This is a genomic window from Prochlorococcus marinus XMU1411 (assembly GCF_017696075.1).
Taxonomy (GTDB): domain Bacteria; phylum Cyanobacteriota; class Cyanobacteriia; order PCC-6307; family Cyanobiaceae; genus Prochlorococcus_A; species Prochlorococcus_A marinus_V.
The window spans coordinates 168168-191458 of record NZ_JAAORI010000002.1; the positions used below are offsets into that span (position 1 = coordinate 168168).

The following is a 23291-nucleotide window of genomic DNA, read 5'->3' on the forward strand; positions in this document are numbered from 1 at the left end:
TTAAATCTTTGCTAGAGTTACCTTTTCTGGTTGATTTTGATATTTACCCCTTCTATCTTCATATGTTGTAGAGCAAGGATCACCCTCAAAAAAGAGAAGCTGACAGATTCCCTCGTTGGCATAAATTCTGCAATCAGCACCTGAACTATTACTAAATTCTAAAGTTAGGTGGCCTTCCCAACCTGCTTCTGCAGGAGTTGTATTAACAATAATTCCTAAACGTGCATAAGTACTTTTCCCAATGCAAATTACAGTAATATTTTCGGGTACTTTCATCTTTTCTAAGGCTACCCCTAAACCATATGAGTGAGCAGGAAGAATAAAAAAGTCTCCATCATCATCATGGTGCAGGACAGTTTTTTCTAAATTATTTGGATTAAACTTTTTAGGATTCATTACAGTTCCTGGAATATGCCTAAAAATTAGGAATTCTTTCGATGAAAGTCTTAAATCATAGCCATATGAGGAACATCCGTAACTCAAAACTGGCTTTTGTTTATTGTCAGGCTCAAGATGTCGCACCAAGTCTGATTGGAAGGGGTTTATCATTCCTTCAGAAGCTTTTTGATTTATCCAGAGATCATTTTTAAGCATTGTTTTATGAGCGAAGTTCAGTAATTTGGTTGGCCATTAAAGATAATTCTTTAGGAATATCTGTACCAGTAAGAATTACATCTCCTGCTATAAATCGGTTTTTAAGTGTTGAAATCAAATCATCCTTATCGATAATTTTCATCTCAATTGCAAGAAAAATTTCATCAAGTATTATTTGATCATTTTCACCAGAAAGTAATTGTTTTTTGCAAAAATTCCATAATTCATAAGTTGATTCATGAATAGTTTTTTTTAAATTTTCATCATTTTCAATTTCTTCAGAATGATATTGATCAAAAGCATGTGATGATCTTACCCAAGTTAAGTTGCCACAAAGCTTTACTGCATTAGAAATACCTTGTTTAACACCTCCTTTCATGAATTGAACTAAAAGTACTTTCCTGCCAAGAGCAGCATTTCTAAGGCAGTCTCTAATGATAGAGCTATAACTTCCTCTGTAGGAAGACTGATAGATTTGGATTTGCCCGTTTTGAATAAAATTTTTTAAGTTTATCTTGTTAGAAGAACTTATTTTTACTAACTCGGGGTTGCTTCTTGAATAACTATTAGATGAACTAATTACCATTATTTTAGATTTCTTTATCTACATGCAGTATAATTTGAATTTATTTACGCTGCATATAGTGTAATTTTACTTAAAAAAGAGTTCAGAAAGTTTAAACTATTTTAAAAAATTTTATGGAGAAACCAATAAGAATTGAAAATTGTTACTGTTGATACAAGATATTTTAAGGTGTCTTCTTAAATTTTTTAATAGTCAGATTACTTATGATACCTTCTTCTCGAGGATTCAACAGATTCAGTTCGCAACAATCCGGACAAAGTAAAATAACTTCTGTTGGAGAACGTTTCCCAATCAATAGAACTTTAATGGAAGTAATTAAAGGTCTAGAAGGTGCAAGCACAGAAATGGTTGAGAGATCTAAAACAATATTCTTCCCAGGAGATCCTGCAGAGAGGGTTTATTTAATAAGGAGAGGAGCAGTAAGGTTGTCAAGAGTTTATGAGTCAGGTGAAGAGATAACTGTTGCTCTCCTTAGAGAAAATAGTCTTTTTGGTGTTTTATCTCTCTTAACAGGCCATAGATCCGATCGTTTTTATCATGCTATAGCTTTTACAAGAGTTGAAATAATAACAGCCCCCGCGAATTCTGTTTTAAGAGCAATTGAAGATGATGCCTCTGTAGGATTATTATTACTACAGGGTCTTTCAAGTAGGATCCTGCAAACAGAAACAATGATAGAAACTCTTACGCATAGGGATATGTCTTCTCGTTTAGTTAGCTTTTTAATGGTCCTTTGTAGAGACTTTGGAGTTGCAAGTGAAAAAGGTATTACAATCGATTTAAGACTTTCACATCAAGCAATTGCGGAAGCTATTGGTTCAACAAGAGTCACAATTACAAGATTATTAGGAGATTTGAAAGATTCTGGACTTGTTAATATTGAAAGAAAAAAGATTACAGTATTTGATCCAATAGCTCTTGCAAAAAGATTTAATTGATTCATCTTAACTATGATGTATTGAGTATATGAAATAGTGTGGCTTGGATTTTAATTGCTTTTTTAATATTACTCGGAGGATTAATTGCACCATTTGGTGATCTGCTTGGTACAAAGATTGGAAAAGCAAGATTTAGTATCTTAAAATTAAGACCTAAGAAAACCGCAACAATTGTAACTGTCATCACTGGGGGCTTTATTAGTGCAATATCTATAGGATTATTGATTTTAGTTAGTGAAGAATTTAGGCAAAGACTTTTTGTTGATATCCCTTTTTTGCAAAAAACTTTGGATGAGAGTAAAAAGGCTCTTCTTCCTTTGCAAGAAGAAAGAAAGAGGCTTGAGGATAAGATTACTAATAAAGAAAAGGAACTAAAAAAACTCAAAAGTGATGTTAAAGAATTTAGGAGAGGAAATGTAGTTATAAAAAGAGGGCAAACTTTATTTATTGCTCAAGTTACTTCTAATCCAGATATAAAATTAGATCTAGCAAATATTTATAATAGTGCAGATAGATATGTTCAGAAAATTGTAATACCTACTAAAAAAGAAATAAAAAATATTCTTTTGTGGAGACCTAGTGATATTTCTGAAATTGAATTAGTTACTTCAAAAGGTGGAAATTGGATCTTATTGATTAAATCAGCAACTAATGTTTTAAAAGGAGATAACTTCGTTTTTGTTTACCCAGAATTACTGCAAAATAAAATCATTGTAAGAAGAGGAGAAGTTATTACTAGTGCAATTCTTGAAACAAAGGATTTTGGGTATAAAAATATTAATTCAAAAATTAAAACTTTGTTGAGAAAAACCAGAGATAAAATAAAGTTAAGAGGATCTATTGTTAATGAAATTAGTACAAGAGGCGACTTTATTAAAAAAATTAGAGATTCATTGAAGATAAATCAAAATAATGAATATCTATTAGAGGTTATATCTTTAAATGATAGTAAAACTGCTGATCCAATAATAGTGGAGTTAAACATAACTAAATTATAGTCTTAATGTTTAAAATATTGTCTATTGACCCTGGTAAATCCAAATGCGGCTTAGTTTTAGCTGAAATAAGTGAAAAAAAAGTTTACAAAGCCATTATTATTAAAAGTGAATTACTCAGAGACTATGTCAGAAATTTAATTAACGTTGAAGACATATCAAAAATTATTATTGGGAACGGCACAACAAGTCGAGAGATAAGGGAAAAACTGGATTTTTTTAAAAAAGAAATAATCACTTTTGAAGAAAAAAATACTACTTTCAGGGCTAAAGCAAGATATTTCGATCTTTTTCCTATAAGAGGCTTTAAAATTTTAATTCCTAGGGAGGTTTATATCCTTAATAAAAATCTCGATGCAATATCAGCTTTGATAATTTTAGAGGATTATTGCAAAATAAAGTTTTCTTTGAATCAAAATGTAGATTTTAAAACTTGGCAGAAATAGTAAACTTATATTCGTTTCCTGCCTCTAGTTCATAATCTTTTTTTAATAAAAATCTTAATAAGGCATCTTCAATTAATGCTCTTCCCAATGGAGGATTTACTAATAATAAGCCTTTATTAAAAGACCATGTAAAAGTCCATTTAAATTGACTAGCTTTGACAACTCCCTTAATATGCTTTTTTGAGAAGCAATATTCTTTAATACTGACATTAGCTATTGTTTCTGGTTTTGACCTCATTTTCTATTATTGGTCTTTATCAAAAGAATTTAATTCATTTATTATATATTCTTCTTTTTTTGTGTTTAATTGTTCGAGAGATTCTATAACCCTCTTATATACTGTATTTAATATTGATTTTTCTCCTTGAGAAATATCTCCTAATACATGAGAAATAGTATTGAAATTGTTTATTCCATTATCTGATGGTGGAGAACCAATACCGATTCTTATTCTATTAAAGTTGTGAGTTTGCAATTTTTCAATAATGCTTTTAAGTCCATTATGTCCACCTGAGCTCCCTTTTTTTCTAAATCTTATTTTTCCAATAGGTAAATCCTTATCATCTACTATTATATAAATTTGATCTAAATTAATCTTATACCAATCAACTATTGCTCGAACAGCATCACCACTATTATTCATAAAAGTATTTGGTAAAAATAATCTGTAAGTAGAGTCTTTTATTTTGAATTCTGAGTAAGAACTTTTGAGTTTATCTTTTAATAAAAAATTTGAATTGTATTTCTTCGAGAGAGTTTGAAGTAGCAGAAAGCCTATATTATGCCTACTTTTAGAGTATTTTTTACCTGGATTCCCCAAGCCTATTAAAAATATTTCTTTCATGATCTATTTCTAAATCTCTTTTCATTGAGAATTATATATACAAACAAACTATAGTTGAGTACTTTAAGACAAGATTTTCTAGGAAAATTTATTTTGTACTACTCAAATGAACTAGATAACTTTTCGATAGAATTTCAGAAATTTAGTTTCCGTTCCAATCAACTGAAAAACCTTGTAATAGTAGGGATTGGTTATAAATTTGTAGAAGAATTACTAAAAAAACCAAAAGTAGAAGTCCTATGACTGTCATCACAGGCACTGCTCCCCAACCAGGCACAACTTTTCCTTGACCTGAATTGCCAATAGCTTTTAAAAGACTTCCTAATGCTGTTTTTTGACCCATGTTTAATTCACAAAATTGGATATTATTTCGCTATTGTATAAGAACTAATACATAAATTGTTTACAAACTTAGCAAAATTGATGCAAACTTTATCATCTGCTCCAGATCCTGCCGTTTCCATAGCAGTAACAATTCTGGCATTACTTCTAGCTTTAACAGGTTTTGGGCTTTGGACTGCATTTGGACCTAAAGCTGCAAAGCTTACAGATCCATGGGATGACCATGATGATTAGTATCTGCTAAAAGTATTTCAAAATTTTCCAAAAATACAAAAAGTAAACCTTTTACCATAAATTAAATATAAATTTAATAGGATATAAATCTGTCAGAACACTTAATTCCATGCTTGCCTTAAAAATTTCTGTTTACACCATCGTCTTTTTCTTTGTCGGGATATTCCTTTTTGGATTTTTAGCAAGTGATCCTACTAGAACTCCAAATAGAAAAGATTTAGAAAGTCCTCAAGACTAATTTCCTTATTAATTAAAGTTAATATAAGTTGAATTTAAGATTAACAAAAAAAGTAATATTTTCATCTTTGTTATGTATTAATTTTATTCAGCCAGGGAAATCTGAGGTACTATCCAAAACATATAAAAGAAATTTAAATATTGCCCTTAATAAAAGTTTAGTAGTTAAACAAAAACCATCGAATTTTTTGTTTAATGATGTTTACCATTCAATTCCTCTAAAGAAAAATTTAGAACTTCCTTTATCTGATTTAAGGATAAACCAACAAGAATTAGTAATCCAATCAGACAAGCAATCAGAGATAAATAACATTCTCTATGCAGAGGGTAACGTATCTGTATCGTATAGAGGGAAACTACTTAAAGCTGATAATTTAATTTACGATAAATTCAATAAGAAAATCGTTGCTCAAGGTAATGTAGCTTTGATAATAGGTAGTCAATTATTTAAAGTTTCACAACTTGAGTACAGTTTTATTAATGGTAAAGGGTATTTATTAGATGTTAAGGGATCTATTAATACAAGTACTTTAATAGATGACTTATCTTCAAATTTCAGCTCTTCAGATTTTAAAAAAATAGAAAGTTTATTTGAATTAAAAAAAAAGAAAGTTATATACACCCCAAGCAAGGTTGATTACTGGTTATTTTCTACTGATAAGATAACCATAGATGGAGAAAAATGGAAAAGCAAAAAGGCTATATTTAGTAATGATTTACTAGAATCAAAGCAAGTTAAGTTAGCAATTAATTCATTAGAAGTATATCCTCGTAATGAAAAATTGCGATTTAAGTCCTCACTAAATTATTTAATATTTGAAGAAAAAGTATCAATCCCTTTTTGGTTAGGTGATAGAGCTTTTGATTTTAATAATTCTCAAATTGATAATAGATGGAATTTAGGATATGACAATTTAGATAAGGACGGGTATTTTATTGGCAGGAAATTTAACTCTATAGATTTAGATGATAATTTTATTCTTGATTTAGAGCCACAATTTTTGATTCAGCGCTCACTAAAAGGATATACAAAAAGTTTTGTGAGGGAAGATGAATCAATAACTTCAGAGAAGGTTAAGAGGAACGCAAGTTTTGAAGATTATTTTGCTCTAAAGTCCCAGATAAAAGGCAGAATAAATAAGTGGGATTTAGAAATAGATAAGAATATAAATTCTTTTGATTTTGATAAATTTTCAGATGCCTTTAGATTTAAAACTAAATTAGTAAAAGAAATTAATTTTTTAGATTCAAAATGGGAAAAAAACTTTTATGGAATTTTTAGAGAGAGAATTTGGAATGGTTCATTAGGGGAAGCGGAAATTTACTCAGGTTACGGTTCGAAATTACAAAAGAAAAATACTTGGGTTGTTAACGGTATTAAAAAGACAGAAATATTATCTTTAGGTTTGGCCAATATTAGAGCTGAGGCTTTAAAGACAACAAATCTCGTTACCAACTTAAAAGGAAACTTGTTTTATTCTTTAGATCAGAAATTTCAAGTTAGTGTTCAAGAACCCGAAAATAAATCTATTGATATTTCATATAGGTATATTCCTGAACCCATCACTAAAGGATTAAGTCTTAATTCAAGAATAGAAGTATCATATTCTTTCTACGAAAATGGAGATCATCAAGAATATTTGGGCTTAGGTATGGGTCCAGAATTAATTTTGGGTAATTTTAAAAATAAAACATTTGACTATACTCGTTTAAGTCTTTTCCCTTTCTACAAATTGAAAAGTGGAGAAAGTGTTTTTAAGTTCGACCAAATTTATGATAAGTTCACTTTAGATCTTGCTCTTGATCAGCAATTGTATGGACCATTTATTATTAAAAGTAGTGGAACTTTAAACCTGACAAATAATTCTGATGATTATGGTGAATTTATAGATTCTAAAATCTCTTTAAATTGGAAAAAAAGATCCTATGAATTTGGTATTTTTTATCAACCTCATAATCAATCGGGAGGAATTTCTTTTGGTCTTTTTGGATTTAAATAGCTATAAAAATTTAGCATTAAATTTTATATAAGGTAGTTGATTAAATTTATTCTCAATCAAATTTTCATTCTCAAGAAGTGTTGAAGTAGCATCCCACTCGCCGGATAAAAACATTTTTTTTGAGCTTTCTTTAATTTCAAGATTAAAATTTAAATCTTTTGATTTTGCAAAGGAATTTTTCAAATCAATTTCTAAGAATAAAAATTTAGTATCGCTAAAGTTTTGGATTTCTTGTATTGATTTTTTTGAAAGCGTAAAACATGGAATTCCTATCGCGACACAGTTACTATAAAAAATCTCGGCGAAACTCTCGCCTATGATTGCTTTTATACCCCATCTCATAAGTGCTTGGGGAGCATGTTCTCTGCTGGAACCACATCCAAAATTGCTATTAACAATTAATATTGAAGCATTTTTATTTTCTTCTAGATCAAAAGGATGCTTTCCTTTTAATGTTTTTCTGTCATCTTCAAAAACAGATTTTCCCAATGATTCAAAATTAACACACTTTAAGAAACGCGCAGGAATTATTCGATCAGTATCAATATCGTTACCAATCAACGAGATGCATTTCCCACTGATTTGAGAAATTTTTCCAATTGGTGTTGTAAATTCCGATTTCATTTATCTATAAATTCTCGAACGTCACTTACTTTGCCATTAATTGCAGCAGCAGCAACCATTGCTGGGCTCATGAGAAGTGTTCTTCCAGTTGGAGATCCTTGTCTACCTTTAAAATTTCTATTACTAGAACTAGCACTAACTTGATTGCCTATTAGCTTATCTGAATTCATTGCTAAACACATAGAGCAGCCTGGCTCTCTCCATTGAAATCCGGAATCCTTAAAAATCTTATCAAGACCTTCTTGTTTTGCTTCATTGGCCACTTTTTCTGAACCAGGTACCACAAATGCTTTTATATTCTTAGATACTTTTTTGTCTTTTATTACTTTAGCAGCAGCTCTTAAGTCACTGATTCTTCCATTGGTGCAGCTACCTATGAAACAAACATCAATCGAAGTATCCTTAATTGATTGACCTGGCTTAAAACCCATATATTTATAAGCTTCTTCAGCAAGAAATTGGTCATTTGGGGATAATTCTTCTAAAAGAGGGATCTGTTGATTGATGCCTATACTTTGACCGGGAGTAATTCCCCAGGTTACGGTTGGTTCTACTTTTGAAGCGTCAAATTTAACAACATCATCATAAATAGAATTTGCATCGCTTTTTAATGATTTCCACCATAAGATCGCTTCATCCCAATTATTATTTTTGGGCGCACACAATTTATTTTTAATGTAATTAAAAGTCTTTTCATCAGGGTTTACATAGCCACATCTCGCTCCCCCTTCAATAGACATATTGCATATTGTCATCCTTTCTTCCATGGATAATGCATTGATCGCAGGCCCTGCGAATTCATATGCAAAACCTACACCAGCCTTTACACCAAGTTCATTAATGATATGGAGCACTAGATCCTTAGCATAAACCCCATGAGATAATTTATTTTCACACCAAATTTGCCTCACCTTCAATTTGTTCATGGCTATGGTTTGTGTGGCAAGAACATCTCTTACTTGGCTTGTACCTATACCAAAAGCAATTGAGCCAAAGGCTCCATGAGTTGAGGTGTGAGAATCTCCACAAGCGATTGTCATTCCTGGTTGCGTTAGCCCTAATTCTGGAGCTACGACATGTACTATTCCTTGATTTCCACTACCAATATTAAAAAATCTTATTTTATGTTCTAAGCAGTTTTTTTCAAGTGTTTTAATCATTTGCTCTGCGAGATTATCTTGGAAAGGTCTGCTTTGATTATCTGTTGGCACAATATGATCAACTGTAGCGACAGTTCTAGTGGGGAACTTTACTTTTAAATTTTTGTCTTTTAAAGCGCCAAATGCTTGAGGACTTGTTACTTCATGGATAAGGTGAAGACCAATAAAAATTTGATCTGCTCCACCAGGAAGACTTGAAACTCTGTGTAAATCCCAAACTTTATCAAATAATGTATCTTGACTCAATTTGTAAAAAAACTACTTACTATTCGATAATAGGATTAATCTGAGGCTGTTCAAACACACATTTACACTTAGTGTTTGAATTTCAATTCTGTTTCGGGTTGAGTTAAATATTTTTTTGATGTTGGTAATATGATTATTTGGTCCTGCAATCGAAATATATACTAGTCCAACAGGTTTTTCTTGTGTTCCTCCATTGGGACCAGCAATTCCACTGATAGCAATTGCCCAGTCTGCTCCTAATCTGTTTTTAACATTAATTGCCATAGCTTCACAAACCTCTTCAGAAACAGCTCCATATTCATTAAGCTTGTCTTGCGAAATATTTAATAATAAATTTTTTAATTCATTACTATAGGAAACAATACTGCCTTGAAAAACTTGGGACGAGCCTGTTATTGATGTTAGTGATGAAGATAGAAGGCCTCCAGTACAGGATTCAGCAAAAACAATAGTTTGATTCCTCTTGGTTAATTCTTTGATTAAAACGCTAGGGAGAGTATCATTATCCTCTCCAAAAATAAACTTTGAGAACTCTTTTTTTAATTTTTCTTTTACAGGTTTAATAATATTTTTTGCTTCCACTTCATTCTTCGCTCTGGCTGTGATTCTGAGTTTAACCTCTCCTAAATTTGCATATGGAGCAACAGTTGGGTTTTTAAGATTTAATAGCTCGTTAATTTTTTCTGCAAGGCTAGATTCTCCAATACCAGCAAATTTAAGAGTATTAGAAAAAAAGGAATAGCTATCTGAGAATTTGGTCTTGATGTATTCAAACGCCGTCTCTTTCCACATAGTTTTCATTTCACTTGGAACTCCAGGGAAAGTAAGAATAGTAAATCCTTTTATTGGCTCCCATATCATTCCTGGGGCAGTACCCCTTGGGTTATTAATTATTTGAGCATTTTTTGGAAAGAAACATTGTTTCCTTAAGCTAGAGGAATCGTCCTGAAGCATTGAATTTGAAAGTTTTTGTTTAATTTCATCCCATAAGTGTGGTCTTTCAAAAAGAGTTTCATTAAATGATTTAGCTATTGCTTCAGTAGTTAAGTCATCTGGGGTAGGTCCCAAGCCACCTGTTGTAATAAGAAGATTACTTCTTTTCGATATTTCTTGAATTTCTTTTATGATTCGATCACAATTATCACCTACAGTTGATTGTCTAAAGTGATTTAAGCCTAATTGGGACAACTGTTCAGAAATCCATTGAGAATTCGTATTTATAATATTTCCTAAAAGTAGCTCTGTTCCAATAGAAAGAATTTCAACTCCTCTAGAATTGGGAGTCATTTAATTGATGCTTCAAGTTTGCCTTCATAGAGAGGAAAACGATTACATAAGGTCAATACTCTTTCTTTGCATTTATTTTCTATTAGTGAATCATCTGGGTAAAGTAATCTATCAGCAATAATTTCGCCAACTTCAGTAAAAGCATTCTCATTAAAGCCTCTAGTAGTTAAAGCAGCAGTACCCAACCTTAGCCCGCTGGTTACAAAAGGTGATTCAGGATCAAATGGAACAGTATTTTTATTTGCAGTGATATTCACTTCACTTACGAGCAAATCAGCAATTTTACCGGTCATATTAATACTTCTTAAATCGAGTAAAACAATATGATTATCAGTGCCTCCACTAACGATATCAATACCTCTATTTATTAAAGTTGAAGCTAGAACTTTGGCATTTTTTATTACTTGTTGGGAATAATTAACGAAATCTGGCTGTAAGGCTTCTCCAAATGCAACTGCTTTAGCAGCAATAATATGCTCTAGGGGCCCACCCTGAGTTCCTGGGAAAACAGATTTATCAAATTTCTTTCCAAATTCTGCATCTTTACACAAGATAAGTCCACCTCTTGGCCCTCTTAATGTTTTATGAGTAGTTGTAGTTACTACATCACAATAAGGAATTGGATTTGGATGAAGTTTACTTGCTACAAGTCCTGCGATGTGTGCAATATCAGCCATTAAGAATGCACCAACTTCATCTGCAATTTTTCTAAATGATTCAAAATCGATTGTTCTTGGATAAGCTGAATATCCGCATATGATCAATTTTGGTTTTGTTTCTAGAGCTATCTCTCTTATTTCATCAAAATTTAATTCACTAGTTTCCTTATTTACACCATAGTGAACTGCATTGAACCACTTACCACTCATATTTACTGGAGATCCATGAGTTAGATGTCCACCATGAGATAAATCCATCCCCATGATTGTGTCGCCAGGTTTAAGTAAACTAAGGAAAACTGCAGCATTTGCCTGTGCTCCACTGTGGGGTTGCACATTAGCCCAATTTGCATTAAATAATTTTTTCGCTCTCTGTATAGCTAATTCTTCGATTTCATCAACAAATTCACATCCTCCGTAATATCTTTTTTGAGGTAATCCCTCTGCGTATTTATTTGTAAGGACAGATCCTTGAGCCTGCATGACGGCAATTGATGCGAAATTTTCGCTTGCGATTAATTCAAGATGAGTTTCCTGTCTATTTTTTTCAGAGTTAATAAAATTGGATATTACTGGATCACTTTCTTTAAGATTTTGAAGGATATTCATTTAATTTAATAAGTAATAACCATAATATAGACGATATTTTTTAGAAAAATATAAAAAGAATATTTCATAATTTTAAACGCGCCTGGAGAGATTCGAACTCCCGACACCCTGATCCGTAGTCAGGTGCTCTAATCCACTGAGCTACAGGCGCATAATTATGTAATATCTCTGTTTCAGGGTCTCTTAGTCAACTAGATTTCAGGTAAAATATCTATTATTAACAATCTATTTTTTAATATGCCTATAAAGTGGTATGGAAATGGTGATTTAGAAGATCCCATCTATAAACATTTTTCTCGAATCGTAAATTTTGTTATCCACTGCATGATATTTACTGCAATTGTAAGTGGCACTTGGCTTTTAAAAGAAATTAAATATGAAATCGCTTTATTTAATAATTTTGCAATTTTCTGGTCAATTCTTTTAGCCTCTCATTTACTTTTTGTAATTATAAAAAAACCTAAAGATCCTTCAAAACAATCAACTTAATTTTATTTTTAATTTATGGACTCTCAGATAGGAATAAGTGATCTGGAAAATATTATTTCAGAAAAGCTTTTTATAAAAATAGAAAAGTGGAATTTATATCTTGGAGATGCTGGCCTATCTAGACATCTTGCTATTGAATGTATCAGCAATAAAGATCAAGGCCCATTGGAGGCTGCAAAAATAAGTTTGAAATCAATAAACGTAAAAGTAGGGGATGGTGTTAACAATATTCCACTTATTAAGTTAATCACTACCTCGCAAATTCAAGAATTAGGGGAGATTTTGGAAAGTTTTTTTGAAAACTAAATCTTTTTTTTATAAACTTTAAATCCATTTACTTTCAAGTATTTTGTAAGTAAAAAATAGATTATAAAAAAAGTTAGAGATCCAATTATCAATAATAAAAATTCTCCGAGATTTGAATTGAAGTTATTTGTAGTTTTGAAAATAGTAAAACAAAGTGTGCTATCTATAAATGCTGCTAGTGACATTAGGATAATTTTCCTTAATAAATCCAAGTTAGGTAAATGGATATTTTCATTTCTCAGATTAAAAGAAAGCAAAATACAAACTATAAAATTGACTATTACTGAAGATAAAATAATTCCTACAACTCCAAAATTATATGTTGAAAGATTTCCAAAATTTTTAATTGGAGCACCAATTAAAAACCAATCAAAAAAAATATTTAATATTATCCCTGCAAGTGAAGACTTAAAAGGGAAGTTTGTTTTTTCTATTGAATAGTAAGTTCTTACTAATAAATCTCTATAAAGATAAAAAGGTATACCAACTGCATAAGCAATTAATATATTCTTTACTTTTAAAGCCGCTAAATAATCAAAAGATCCTCTTTGAAAAACTAACTGTACTATTTGATTATTAAATGTTATGAAAAATCCGCTTAAAAAAATAGTCGTCAAGAAACAGTACTCTATTCCAGAGATCAATTTTTTTTGAAGTCCTCTATAGTCTTTATCACTTCTCAATTTTGAGAATTTTGGAAGTAATGGCAAAATCAAAGAGTTAGATAATATGCCTAATGGGGCTTGTATCAGAAAGTTTCCGTAAGCTAGTCCTGATGCTGCTCCTTGAAAACTTGAAGCGAAAAACATATCGATAAAAACATTAATTTGGCTGAGACCTGAAGAGATAGATGCTGGAATAATTAGTTTAAAAATCCTTCTCTCTTCATCATTAAATAATTGGAAGTTTGATTTTAATCTCAAGAGACCGATTTTATTTATTTCCGAAATTTGAATAACGAACTGAATTAAAGTTCCTGTCAAAGTTGCAAAAGCTAGTAATCCCGAATAAGTAAAGAGATGAGAATATGCATTTTCTTGATTGAAAATCCAACTTAATAAAATAAAAAAAATAGTAGTTAGGCTTGTTATTGCTGGACTTATACTTGATAAAAAGAATTTTCTTTGGGAATTTAAGGCGCCAAAGCTCAAACCTATGAAGCCAGATAATGGGATACAAGGTGTAAGTATTTTTAATTGGTAAGTGGCAATAGACTTAGCTTCGTAACTTAAATTGGGGGCTAATAATTCAATTAATAAACTGGAATTAAAGTAAATCAATATAGCTAAACCAATTAATAATATTGAAAGTTTTATGCTTACTTGAGTTAAAACAATCCCTCCATTTTTTTTGTTAAGGGGAGTTAGAACTGCAACCACAGCGTTGTGTAAGGGACCGTTAATTCCTCCAATGATTATTAGCAAAAAACCAGGAATAATATAAGCATAATTAAATGCGTCGTATGTTACCCCAACTCCAAAAGCAGCAGCTATAAATATTTGTCTTATACATCCAGCTAATTTACTAAGACTAGTACCAAACGAAATTGAAAAAACATTATTTTTTAAAAATGAATGCATTTGGATTTGTACAAAATTTTCAAGAAGTTTAAGTTTCAATTATATTTGATTTTTAACTTACAACATATTTTATGAATGATCGGATAATTGAATTTGAACCATTAATTGAAGGGGTTTTTATTAAAAGGTATAAAAGGTTCCTTGTAGATATAAAATTAGATAGTGGAGAGGTAGTAACTGCACATTGTGCTAATACAGGTCCTATGAAGGGACTTTTGAGTGAGGGAGCAAAAGTAAGAATAAGTGTGTCCCCTTCTCCAAAAAGAAAATTACCTTTTACTTGGGAACAGATATGTGTTTTAGATTCAAAAAATAATGAGGTCTGGGTGGGAATTAATACTTTATTTGCAAATAAGTTAATCAAAAAGGTTATTGAGAAAAATTTGCTAAGCCAAATAATAGGTGAAATAGAGACAATCAAATCGGAAGTCCCTTATGGAAAAGATAAAAAAAGTAGAATTGACTTTTTTTTAACTCCAAAATCTTCAAATCCTGATAATCGTAACATTTACATAGAGGTTAAAAATACGACCTGGATTAAAGAAAATGTAGCTCTATTCCCAGATACAGTAACGAAAAGAGGTCAAAAACACCTCATTGAATTAAAGGAATTAATTCCTGAAAGTAAAAGTGTTTTAGTACTTTGTATTACAAGAAAAGACGCTTGTTTTTTTGCCCCTGGAGATGATGCAGATCCCTTGTACGGCAATCTTTTTAGAGAATCTATAAGTGCAGGAATGATAACTATTCCATGTTCCTTTGAATTTCATAAAGACCACATAACATGGAATGGAATTAAACCCTTAAAATAAAAGAGAAACTTGATATTTTGAAATCAAAAAAAAATTAGTTTTCAAATTTAACAAGTAATTTTTTAAGGTGCAACTATAAAAATGGTATCAACAACTACTAGACATGGATAAGTTTTTTGAATAAATTTAAATTTGAAAGGAAACAGCACAAACTGTTTTTTTGCAGATCTAATTTTTTTTTATGACCACTGCTTTGCAAACGCCTCAAAGGCGCTCTAGGTCCAAACTTCAAGATGCAAGTCTTGTTAATGGACCTATGCTCCTTTTGAGGAGTATTCGAGGATTTAGTTCAAACCGCTCTATGTTGTGGCTTGCAACTGTTCCCTTAGCTTTGTTTGGTTTAGGTATTTTTAATCTTTCAGCTCACGCAGCTGATTTACCTGAGTTGAATGCAGCTTTTCTTGCTAACAATTTATGGCTTTTGATCGCTACTATTCTAGTGATCTTCATGAATGCCGGTTTCGCTATGGTTGAGGCAGGTATGTGTCGTTCTAAGAACGCTGTAAACATACTTGCTAAAAACCTATTCGTATTTGCTCTAGCTGTAACTTCTTATTGGTTTATCGGCTATTCATTAATGTACGGAGGAAGTGTTGCTGACGGATGGCTTTATTTTGGAGGCTTATTTTTTGATCCAACAGTTACTGCAGATATGGTAACTGACGCTGGATTAGTCCCAACTGTTGATTTCTTGTTCCAGTCTGCATTTGCAGGAACTGCAGCAACTATCGTTTCTGGTCTTGTTGCTGAAAGAGTTAAATTTGGAGAATTTGTTGTTTTTGCGATTGTATTAACTGCATTTATTTATCCAATTGCTGGTAGCTGGAAATGGAATGGTGGCTGGCTTGATTCTTTAGGTTTTGTTGATTTTGCTGGTTCTTCAATTGTTCACTCAGTTGGAGCATGGGCAGGTCTTGTAGGAGCTATGCTTCTTGGACCAAGAATCGGCAAATACTCTGATGGAAAACCACAGGCTATGCCAGGACACAATATGGCTATAGCTACTTTGGGTGCATTAGTTCTATGGATAGGTTGGTATGGATTTAACCCCGGTTCTCAACTTGCTATGGACCAATGGGTTCCATATGTTGCTGTAACAACTACTTTGGCAGCAGCAGCTGGCGCTATTGGAGCAACTATTGTTTCAACATTAACTTCTGGTAAGCCTGACCTTACAATGATTATTAATGGAATCCTTGCAGGATTAGTTAGTATCACTGCTGGTTGTGGCGATATGACACTTGCTGGTGCCTGGTTTGCAGGACTAGTTGGTGGAATTATCGTTGTATTTTCTGTTGCAGCACTTGATGCTGCTGAGATCGATGATCCTGTAGGTGCATTCTCTGTTCACGGAGTTTGTGGTGTATGGGGTACTGTAGTAATCGGTCTATGGGGTACAGCTGTACAAGGAGATGGTGCTGGTATGGGTTTGTTTAATGGCGGAGGTATTAGCCTTCTTCTAATACAAGCTCTTGGAGCTGCGGCTTATGCTATTTGGACACTAGTTACTTGTTGGATCGCTTGGTCTGTAATTGGAGGATTATTCGGTGGAATCCGAGTATCTGAAGAGGAAGAGACTCAAGGTTTAGATATAGGGGAGCATGGAATGGAAGCATATCCAGACTTTGCATCTGCTAAATAATCTAACTTAAAATTGATTTTAGAAACCTGACTTATGTCAGGTTTCTTTTTTTTTACAAAAAATTATTTAAAATGTTGTAATATCAAAAGATGGATACCCAAGCTTTTAGAAGATCTCTTCATCACTCTGATAGATATAATAGAAGGGGTTTTGATTCTCCTACAAAAAGAGCTCAAGCACTAGAAGAAGCTTACCAAAGTGATTTGATAAGTTCTATAAGAGATAATGGTTTCACTTACACTAAAGGTAGACTAAATATTAAATTAGCTCAGGCCTTTGGTTTCTGCTGGGGAGTTGAAAGAGCTGTAGCAATGGCTTATGAAACTAGAAGACATTACCCTAATGAGAATATTTGGATAACAAACGAAATTATTCATAACCCTTCAGTTAATGATCATTTAAGAAAAATGAATGTAAAATTCATTTCAGCAAAAAATGGAATTAAAGATTTTTCATTAGTTTCTAATGGGGATGTAGTTATATTGCCTGCTTTCGGAGCTACTGTTCAAGAAATGAAACTCCTTCATGAGAAAGGATGTCATATTATTGATACAACTTGTCCATGGGTTTCTAAGGTTTGGCATACCGTGGAGAAACATAAAAAACATGTTTTCACATCTATAATTCATGGAAAATTTAAGCATGAGGAGACTCTCGCTACTAGTTCATTCGCAGGTAAATATTTAGTTGTACTTGATCTAGAAGAAGCTAATTATGTATCTGAATATATTCTTGGTAGAGGTAATAGAAATGAATTTATGAACAAATTTGCTAAAGCATGCTCTAATGGATTTGATCCTGATAAAGATTTAGATAGAGTCGGAGTTGCTAACCAGACAACTATGCTTAAAAGCGAGACTGAAGAAATTGGGAAGGTTTTTGAAAGAACGATGTTAAAAAAATTTGGACCAGAAAACTTAAATAGTCACTTTTTAGCTTTTAATACTATTTGTGATGCTACTGAAGAAAGACAAGATGCAATGTTCTCTTTGGTTGATGAAGATCTTGATATTCTTGTTGTCATAGGAGGCTTTAATTCTTCTAATACTACTCACTTGCAAGAAATAGCAATAACTAAAAATATTTCCTCTTTCCATATAGATACTCCAGACAGGATATCAGTTGAAGAAAATTCAATATTACATAAACCACTTGGTTCAGATTTAGAACTTAAAAATAATTTTTTACCCAATGGAACCATAAACGTTGGAATAACCTCAGGTGCATCGACTCCTGATAAGGTTGTTGCTGATGTTATTGAAAAGTTAATTAATATAGCTTCTTGAATATCGATTCTCATTATTAACTTTGCTTATTTTCTTTAATTTATTAGTTACTTAATTCCACAAGATCTACTTTATTAACTAGAATAATGAAAAATTTATGAAGTATGGAAGACAAAGCACAAACAAATCAGGTTTCAGCTGCAAGTATGAATAGAACTAAAGCGCCTCAAAAAGTTGAAGTTGTTGTTGCTAATTCATCTTCAGGATCAGAAGTTAATATCCTTGGAGAATTATCGATTTTTGTTTTAAGAATTGGTTTTTGTGCTTTGATGATTCATCATGGCCTAGAGAAACTACAGGACCCTCAGGGTTTTGCTGAGTTTGTAGTTGGTAAGTACTTCCCATTTTTGCCAGGTGATCCTGTTATTTGGACTTTTGGAGCTGCAATTACTCAATTAGTATGCCCATTAGGATTAGCTATAGGAATTTTTGCAAGGCTTTCTTCTCTTGGCCTATTCTCCACTATGGCATTTGCTGTTTATTTTCATCTCCTAGATACTGGACTAGAAGGTTTTCCTCTAGCAGTGGTTGAGGGTCATAATTATGCTTTTGAATTGTCTTTTATATATGGGGCTATTTCTCTTTACTTTCTATGCGCAGGTCCAGGAAGACTCTCTTTGTTCAGAAAAACCAACAAGATTACATATTATCCAAAATCAACTTAGCTAATGTAAGAAATGCCTTTTTTGTGTAAATACCATAGATATTCCTTTTGAATTACACATATCAATACTTTCTTGGTCTCTTAGACTTCCACCAGGTTGAATAATAGCTTTTATCCCGTATTCATTTGCAAGTTCTACAGTATCTGCAAATGGGAAAAAACCATCGCTTGCTAAGACAGCATCAGAACATAACCTCCCAGCTGCTTTTAACGCAATTTTTGCAGCTCCAACTCTATTCATTTGACCAGCTCCAATACCAATAGTTTTTTGGTCTTTAGCAATAACAATGGCATTAGATTTTACGTGTTTACAAATTTTCCATCCAAAATTTAGATCTAATTGAATTTGATTACTTGGATTTTTATTAGTTACTGAAATCCAACTTTCAGTCTTTTCTTTACTATCGTCAGTATCTTGAACTAATAATCCTCCCATTATTGATTTAGTAGAAGTTTGACTCTTTTTTGGCAGTTGATCTTTTGAAAACTTTAAAATTCTTAAATTCTTTTTAACTTTTAAAATTTCTAAAGCTTCCTCATCAAAAGATGGAGCGACGACACATTCTAAGAAAATATTTTTGAGGTGAATTGCAGTCTCACTATCAACATTAGAATTAAAAGCAACAATCCCTCCAAATGCACTAACTGAGTCGCACTCCAAAGCGTTCAAAAATGCTTGAGAAGCTGAATTACTTATAGAGGCACCACAAGGATTATTGTGTTTTAGGATAACAGAAGCAAATGTGTCGGTTGTAAGTTCATCTTTTTCTTTGTAGCCAAATTCTAAAACTGTTGAAAGTGCCGACTCAAGATCCAATAGATTGTTATAACTTAAATCTTTACCTTGTAATTGTTCTGCTGCGTTCCATCCCATGTTACTTAAACCATACCAGAAAGCTTTTTGATGAGGATTCTCCCCATATCTTAAGGTTTTGATTAGTGGATAAGATTCAATATATTTGGAAGATTGTAAACCTCGTTCTTTGCTTATCCAATTAGATATTGCAGTGTCATAATCTGCTGTATGTTGAAAAGCTTCAAGTGCTAATTTTGCTTTATATGACTCTTTTAATTTACCTTTTTTGCTTTCTTCAAGAAAATTTTGATACTGACTAGGATCTACTAAAACGGAAACGTCTTTATGATTTTTAGCTGCTGAACGAATCATTGATGGCCCTCCAATATCAATATTTTCAATAGCATCTTCCCATTTAGCTCCTTGATCTACAGTTTTTTTAAAAGGATATAAATTGACAACAACTAAGTCAATTAAACTAAGATTGTTAGCTTCTATATCTCTCTTATGTTCCTCGTCAGTTCTTTTAGCTAATATCCCCCCGTGTATTTTTGGATGTAAAGTTTTAACTCTTCCTCCAAGAATTTCTGGAGAATTAGTAAAATCTGCAACTTTAATAACTGGAATTTTTGCCTCTATTAGATATTTGGCAGTTCCTCCACTTGATAGAATTTTATAATTAAATTTTTCTACCAGTTCCATACAAAATGGGATTATATTTTTTTTATCAGAAACACTTATTAAAGCTAGTGGTGACATTATGGGAAAGTTTACTTACTTAAGAATATAAACATGAAATATGCTATCGATCATGAATTTGTCTCGATTAGCTCTCAAACTGCAACTCATAGAATTATTTTGATGCATGGTTGGGGAGCTGATTCGGATGATCTTTTAACATTTGGAAAGGAGATGACTGAAAAAATAAATCTTGATTTTGAGGTAATTTCTTTGAGGGCTCCTGGATTACATCCAAGTGGTCAGGGAAGACAGTGGTATGGATTATACCCACATGATTGGAATGGAGCTGAGGTTGAAGTAAATAAGCTTTTGGTTACATTAAAAAAATTTGATACTAATCACATTCCACTAAGAAAAACAATTTTATTGGGTTTCTCTCAGGGGGCGGCAATGGCAATTGATGTAGGATTTAAATTAAATTTTGGATTAATTGTTGCTTGTAGTGGTTACCCTCACCCCAACTGGAACCCTGGAGAAAAATGCTCGCCATTGATTATTAGTCATGGAATAAATGATGACGTTGTGCCCATAGATGCTTCTAGGACTATTTATGAGATGGTAAAAAGTAAGTCTTCTAAATTTTGTGAATTATTAGAATTCGATGGATTTCATCAAATAGATTCAAATTTAATTAATTTTATAAGTTCAAATATAAGTATTATTTTTTAAACAAATGCATATTCGTATTCTTCAATCTCTTCCCAATCATCTGCAGTAAGTTCCAAACCTTCAAATATTTTTTCTTCACCAATTCCTTCAACTACAACTTTTAGTGATGGGAATAGAAAATGATTTTCTTCAGCATATTGGGCGCTAAATAACCCTTTTTCACCCCAAAAAAACCTATCAGTGGTATGTTCATTTCTTCTGACATTGAAAACTGAAGGCGCAGATAGACCATTTTCAGCTATGAATCTTCTTGCTGCTGTAACTGGTTTATGTTTGCCAGTTTCGATATGATATATGGGTACATGTGCCATTACTCTTTGGCCAGCCAATCGTCTTCTGCTGATTCTTTTTCTTTTTTTTGACATTGATTGGTACTCCCGAAATTATTAATGAGATTAGTGGAATTTATTTTTACTAATCTTATATATGTGATTTTAAATTCACTTCAAATTACATAGAGGACCCATCAACCCCTGATGTAGCTTAAAATATGATTAAATATTCATATTTAAGGCTGGCTAAAGTCAGACCTCTTTATATATCTTAATACTTTTTTCATATTTTACAAGCCCTTTTTCAAGTTTTTTTTTAAAAAAATTCTCAAAAATTTATTAATTATGAATATTTCAAAAAAATTTGAAGAATTAATCATAAAACAGCTAGAGAGTTTTGGCTGCTCAATGGGAGTGACTAATTTAGTTATGTATCTTGCTTCAGCTAAGCAAGGAGCTAAAGCATCTTTTGAAATAATTGGTCAATGGCCACAAATTGATAGGCTTCTATTATCAATAGAAGATGATCCTTCACTAAAAGTTTCATCTCCTAATAGAAGATGGTACCCGCTTCAAGAAAACGATATTCTACTGGGTGTCCTAAGGGTAGAAACTGATTTAAAAGAGGCGAATTGGCCAGTATCACTTGATTCCAGATTAAAAGCGCTTTCAATATCTTTAGCTAAATGCGTATCTATCGAATTAGAACGTCAAAATAAAAATGAAGAAATCAATTATTTGAAGAATCAGGTCAATGTCATAATCCATCAATTAAGGAATCCATTGGCTGCTCTTAGGACATATGCAAAATTACTAATAAAAAGACTTGGTTCAGATGATGACTCTATTGAGATAGTAGAACGCATGATAATTGAGCAAAAGCAAATTAATCAATATATGGACTCTTTTACTCAATTAAATTCACCTATTCAACTACCATTGGAAATTGGAGAAGAAAGATTATTATTGCCACCAAATCTAGATAATAAAAAGGTAATGACCGTTCAGAGCTTATTGAGGCCAATTTTAGAGAGGGGCAAGGCTAATGCGAACTTAGAGAATAGAGATTGGACTGAACCTTCTCTTTGGCCAGATTGGACATTATCGCCATTAAAGGCAAAATATGCTGTAATTGCTGAAATTGTGGCCAATTTATTAGAAAATGCTTTTAAATATGCCCAAAAAGATGCTGAGATTGGAATTACAATTACGAATAAAGGACTTTGTATATTTGATGATGGAAAAAAAATAACCAAAAATGAAAAAGAGCAAATTTTTGAAAAAGGTTTTAGAGGATCTGCCGCTAAGAAGAAAGACGGCACTGGTGTGGGCCTTTTTTTAGCGAGGAAATTAGCAAAACAAATTGGAGGAGAATTAAGATTGCTGGAAAATAACTCAATTGATAATATTGAGAAATTAAAAAATCTCAAGAAGAAAAATATTTTCTATTTAGAACTACCTATAAAAGAATTGCATGCGTAAACAACATTGCAGTTTCAACTAGTACAACACTTGCACCGCAGGCATCTCCATTGAAGCCTCCAATTTTTTTACCCAGTATGTATGGGATAGAATAGCTTAGAAAAATACCAACAAAAATAAGAATTAAAAATTTAATTAATATTGCTTGGGATGTAATTGAAACTAATTGGTATGCAGTGAAAATTAAAAGAAAAATTATAGAGATCAAAGATTCTTTTTTAAATCCATTCCAAAACTTTTTGTGACTTATAGACTTTTTCTTATAACTCATATATTCAAACTTTTCTATAAAAAATAAATTTGAAAATCTTCCCCAAAATAAGCATATAGGTAAAACAAAAATTATTAGGTTTTGAATTTTTAGTATGCAAGCAATTTGAATTAAAGTTATAAAAACTAAAGCTTGAACCCCAAAGGAGCCAACTTTACTGTCTTTCATGGCTTTTAAACGCTTCTTTTTACCCGCAAAAATACCATCGAAAGTATCCATTAAACCATCAATGTGTAGACCACCAGTAATCAAATATCCTGAAGCCAAGCAAATTAATGTAGATGCATAAATTGACCAAGAGTTTGTTTTTAAAAAAAGAAAAATATAACTCTGTATTGTTCCAATAAAAAATCCCAAAGGCGGCGCAAATTGTGCAATATTTTTAAATTCGGGATTAATTAAAGGTATCTTTGGAAATGTCGTATAGAAAATCCAAGATCCTGCCAAATTTTTTATTAAATATTTTTTGATGAGATAAAA

General features: G+C 32.0%; 27 protein-coding genes and 1 tRNA gene. 14 read left to right on the forward strand and 14 right to left on the reverse strand.

Going from position 1 to position 23291, the window contains the following annotated elements; translation table 11 throughout:
- A complete protein-coding gene (gene dcd, locus HA145_RS01320; protein ID WP_209127518.1) occupies positions 1 to 594 on the reverse strand; it encodes a dCTP deaminase in 594 nt (197 codons plus the stop codon).
- A 4-nt stretch (positions 595 to 598) separates the two neighbouring features.
- Positions 599 to 1180 (reverse strand): cob(I)yrinic acid a,c-diamide adenosyltransferase, encoded by a 582-nt coding sequence (locus HA145_RS01325; protein WP_209127519.1) that lies wholly within the window; start codon positions 1178 to 1180, stop codon positions 599 to 601.
- A gap of 203 nt (positions 1181 to 1383) precedes the next feature.
- On the opposite strand from HA145_RS01325, the gene ntcA reads away from it, so the two are divergent.
- From ntcA to HA145_RS01340, 3 genes are read left to right on the forward strand one after another with little or no spacing between them, the layout of a single operon-like run.
- Positions 1384 to 2118 (forward strand): global nitrogen regulator NtcA, encoded by a 735-nt coding sequence (ntcA, locus tag HA145_RS01330; RefSeq protein WP_209127520.1) that lies wholly within the window; start codon positions 1384 to 1386, stop codon positions 2116 to 2118.
- 38 nt (positions 2119 to 2156) lie between these two features.
- Positions 2157 to 3116 carry a DUF3084 domain-containing protein gene (locus HA145_RS01335; RefSeq protein WP_209127521.1) on the forward strand — a complete coding sequence of 320 codons (960 nt, stop codon included), beginning with the start codon at positions 2157 to 2159 and terminating at the stop codon, positions 3114 to 3116.
- 5 nt (positions 3117 to 3121) lie between these two features.
- Positions 3122 to 3559 carry a hypothetical protein gene (locus HA145_RS01340; protein WP_209127522.1) on the forward strand — a complete coding sequence of 146 codons (438 nt, stop codon included), beginning with the start codon at positions 3122 to 3124 and terminating at the stop codon, positions 3557 to 3559.
- Here the strand turns inward: HA145_RS01340 and HA145_RS01345 are convergent.
- From HA145_RS01345 to psbH, 3 genes are all read right to left on the reverse strand, one after another.
- Positions 3540 to 3797: a DUF3146 family protein gene (locus tag HA145_RS01345; RefSeq protein WP_209127523.1), complete on the reverse strand. Its 258-nt coding sequence runs from the start codon at positions 3795 to 3797 to the stop codon at positions 3540 to 3542. The two genes, HA145_RS01340 and HA145_RS01345, sit on opposite strands and share 20 nt — an antisense overlap.
- Positions 3798 to 3803: 6 nt before the next feature.
- The gene (gene pth, locus HA145_RS01350) at positions 3804 to 4403 is read right to left on the reverse strand and encodes an aminoacyl-tRNA hydrolase (RefSeq protein WP_209127524.1); all 600 of its coding nucleotides are present in this window, start codon (positions 4401 to 4403) and stop codon (positions 3804 to 3806) included.
- Between the two features lie 142 nt (positions 4404 to 4545).
- Positions 4546 to 4746, reverse strand: coding sequence for a photosystem II reaction center phosphoprotein PsbH (gene psbH, locus HA145_RS01355; protein ID WP_002805661.1), 201 nt, complete (start codon positions 4744 to 4746; stop codon positions 4546 to 4548).
- Between the two features lie 80 nt (positions 4747 to 4826).
- Between psbH and psbN the strand changes: the two genes are divergently transcribed.
- The 3 genes from psbN to HA145_RS01370 all read left to right on the forward strand — a co-directional run bounded on the left by psbN (position 4827) and on the right by HA145_RS01370 (position 7216).
- A complete protein-coding gene (psbN, locus tag HA145_RS01360) occupies positions 4827 to 4979 on the forward strand; it encodes a photosystem II reaction center protein PsbN (protein ID WP_011817745.1) in 153 nt (50 codons plus the stop codon).
- 109 nt (positions 4980 to 5088) lie between these two features.
- The gene (locus tag HA145_RS01365; RefSeq protein WP_002805124.1) at positions 5089 to 5217 is read left to right on the forward strand and encodes a photosystem II reaction center protein I; all 129 of its coding nucleotides are present in this window, start codon (positions 5089 to 5091) and stop codon (positions 5215 to 5217) included.
- A gap of 28 nt (positions 5218 to 5245) precedes the next feature.
- Positions 5246 to 7216 carry a DUF3769 domain-containing protein gene (locus HA145_RS01370; RefSeq protein WP_209127525.1) on the forward strand — a complete coding sequence of 657 codons (1971 nt, stop codon included), beginning with the start codon at positions 5246 to 5248 and terminating at the stop codon, positions 7214 to 7216.
- Here the strand turns inward: HA145_RS01370 and leuD are convergent, their stop codons facing one another.
- The 5 genes from leuD to HA145_RS01395 all read right to left on the reverse strand — a co-directional run bounded on the left by leuD (position 7217) and on the right by HA145_RS01395 (position 11952).
- A complete protein-coding gene (gene leuD / locus HA145_RS01375) occupies positions 7217 to 7840 on the reverse strand; it encodes a 3-isopropylmalate dehydratase small subunit (protein ID WP_209127526.1) in 624 nt (207 codons plus the stop codon).
- On the reverse strand, positions 7837 to 9246 hold the full coding sequence (leuC, locus tag HA145_RS01380) for a 3-isopropylmalate dehydratase large subunit (protein ID WP_209127527.1): 1410 nt from the start codon (positions 9244 to 9246) through the stop codon (positions 7837 to 7839). Before leuC ends, leuD begins: the two co-directional genes overlap by 4 nt.
- Before the next feature lie 12 nt (positions 9247 to 9258).
- Positions 9259 to 10533, reverse strand: a complete 1275-nt coding sequence (locus tag HA145_RS01385; protein WP_209127528.1) for a competence/damage-inducible protein A — start codon at positions 10531 to 10533, stop codon at positions 9259 to 9261.
- Positions 10530 to 11801, reverse strand: coding sequence for a serine hydroxymethyltransferase (gene glyA / locus HA145_RS01390; protein WP_209127529.1), 1272 nt, complete (start codon positions 11799 to 11801; stop codon positions 10530 to 10532). The genes HA145_RS01385 and glyA overlap by 4 nt, the downstream gene beginning before the upstream one ends.
- A gap of 77 nt (positions 11802 to 11878) precedes the next feature.
- Positions 11879 to 11952 (reverse strand) — tRNA-Arg (locus HA145_RS01395).
- An 86-nt stretch (positions 11953 to 12038) separates the two neighbouring features.
- On the opposite strand from HA145_RS01395, the gene HA145_RS01400 reads away from it, so the two are divergent.
- Together HA145_RS01400 and HA145_RS01405 are read left to right on the forward strand one after the other, a co-directional pair.
- Positions 12039 to 12290, forward strand: a complete 252-nt coding sequence (locus tag HA145_RS01400; protein ID WP_209127530.1) for a hypothetical protein — start codon at positions 12039 to 12041, stop codon at positions 12288 to 12290.
- 15 nt (positions 12291 to 12305) lie between these two features.
- Positions 12306 to 12596: a DUF3181 family protein gene (locus HA145_RS01405; protein WP_209127531.1), complete on the forward strand. Its 291-nt coding sequence runs from the start codon at positions 12306 to 12308 to the stop codon at positions 12594 to 12596.
- Here the strand turns inward: HA145_RS01405 and murJ are convergent.
- Positions 12593 to 14176: a murein biosynthesis integral membrane protein MurJ gene (murJ, locus tag HA145_RS01410; RefSeq protein ID WP_209127567.1), complete on the reverse strand. Its 1584-nt coding sequence runs from the start codon at positions 14174 to 14176 to the stop codon at positions 12593 to 12595. The two genes, HA145_RS01405 and murJ, sit on opposite strands and share 4 nt — an antisense overlap.
- A gap of 71 nt (positions 14177 to 14247) precedes the next feature.
- Between murJ and sfsA the strand changes: the two genes are divergently transcribed.
- From sfsA to HA145_RS01430, 4 genes are all read left to right on the forward strand, one after another.
- Positions 14248 to 14988, forward strand: coding sequence for a DNA/RNA nuclease SfsA (gene sfsA, locus HA145_RS01415; protein WP_209127532.1), 741 nt, complete (start codon positions 14248 to 14250; stop codon positions 14986 to 14988).
- A 181-nt stretch (positions 14989 to 15169) separates the two neighbouring features.
- Entirely contained in the window at positions 15170 to 16630 is a 1461-nt protein-coding gene (locus HA145_RS01420) for an ammonium transporter (RefSeq protein WP_209041781.1), read from the forward strand.
- 89 nt (positions 16631 to 16719) lie between these two features.
- Positions 16720 to 17916 (forward strand): 4-hydroxy-3-methylbut-2-enyl diphosphate reductase, encoded by a 1197-nt coding sequence (locus HA145_RS01425; RefSeq protein ID WP_209127533.1) that lies wholly within the window; start codon positions 16720 to 16722, stop codon positions 17914 to 17916.
- A 104-nt stretch (positions 17917 to 18020) separates the two neighbouring features.
- Complete coding sequence (locus HA145_RS01430) at positions 18021 to 18581, forward strand: DoxX family protein (RefSeq protein WP_209127534.1); 561 nt, start codon at positions 18021 to 18023, stop codon at positions 18579 to 18581.
- On the opposite strand, the gene purH is transcribed toward HA145_RS01430, so the two are convergent.
- Entirely contained in the window at positions 18582 to 20135 is a 1554-nt protein-coding gene (gene purH / locus HA145_RS01435) for a bifunctional phosphoribosylaminoimidazolecarboxamide formyltransferase/IMP cyclohydrolase (protein WP_209127535.1), read from the reverse strand.
- 33 nt (positions 20136 to 20168) lie between these two features.
- Here purH and HA145_RS01440 point away from each other — a divergent pair, with 33 nt between their 5' ends.
- Positions 20169 to 20786 carry an alpha/beta hydrolase gene (locus HA145_RS01440; RefSeq protein ID WP_209127536.1) on the forward strand — a complete coding sequence of 206 codons (618 nt, stop codon included), beginning with the start codon at positions 20169 to 20171 and terminating at the stop codon, positions 20784 to 20786.
- On the opposite strand, the gene HA145_RS01445 is transcribed toward HA145_RS01440, so the two are convergent.
- Entirely contained in the window at positions 20783 to 21151 is a 369-nt protein-coding gene (locus HA145_RS01445; protein WP_011817760.1) for a DUF3155 domain-containing protein, read from the reverse strand. The two genes, HA145_RS01440 and HA145_RS01445, sit on opposite strands and share 4 nt — an antisense overlap.
- A gap of 252 nt (positions 21152 to 21403) precedes the next feature.
- On the opposite strand from HA145_RS01445, the gene HA145_RS01450 reads away from it, so the two are divergent.
- Positions 21404 to 22540: a sensor histidine kinase gene (locus tag HA145_RS01450; RefSeq protein WP_209127537.1), complete on the forward strand. Its 1137-nt coding sequence runs from the start codon at positions 21404 to 21406 to the stop codon at positions 22538 to 22540.
- Here HA145_RS01450 and HA145_RS01455 read toward each other — a convergent pair.
- Positions 22518 to 23258: an adenosylcobinamide-GDP ribazoletransferase gene (locus HA145_RS01455; protein ID WP_209127538.1), complete on the reverse strand. Its 741-nt coding sequence runs from the start codon at positions 23256 to 23258 to the stop codon at positions 22518 to 22520. The two genes, HA145_RS01450 and HA145_RS01455, sit on opposite strands and share 23 nt — an antisense overlap.
- Positions 23259 to 23291 lie beyond the last annotated feature (33 nt).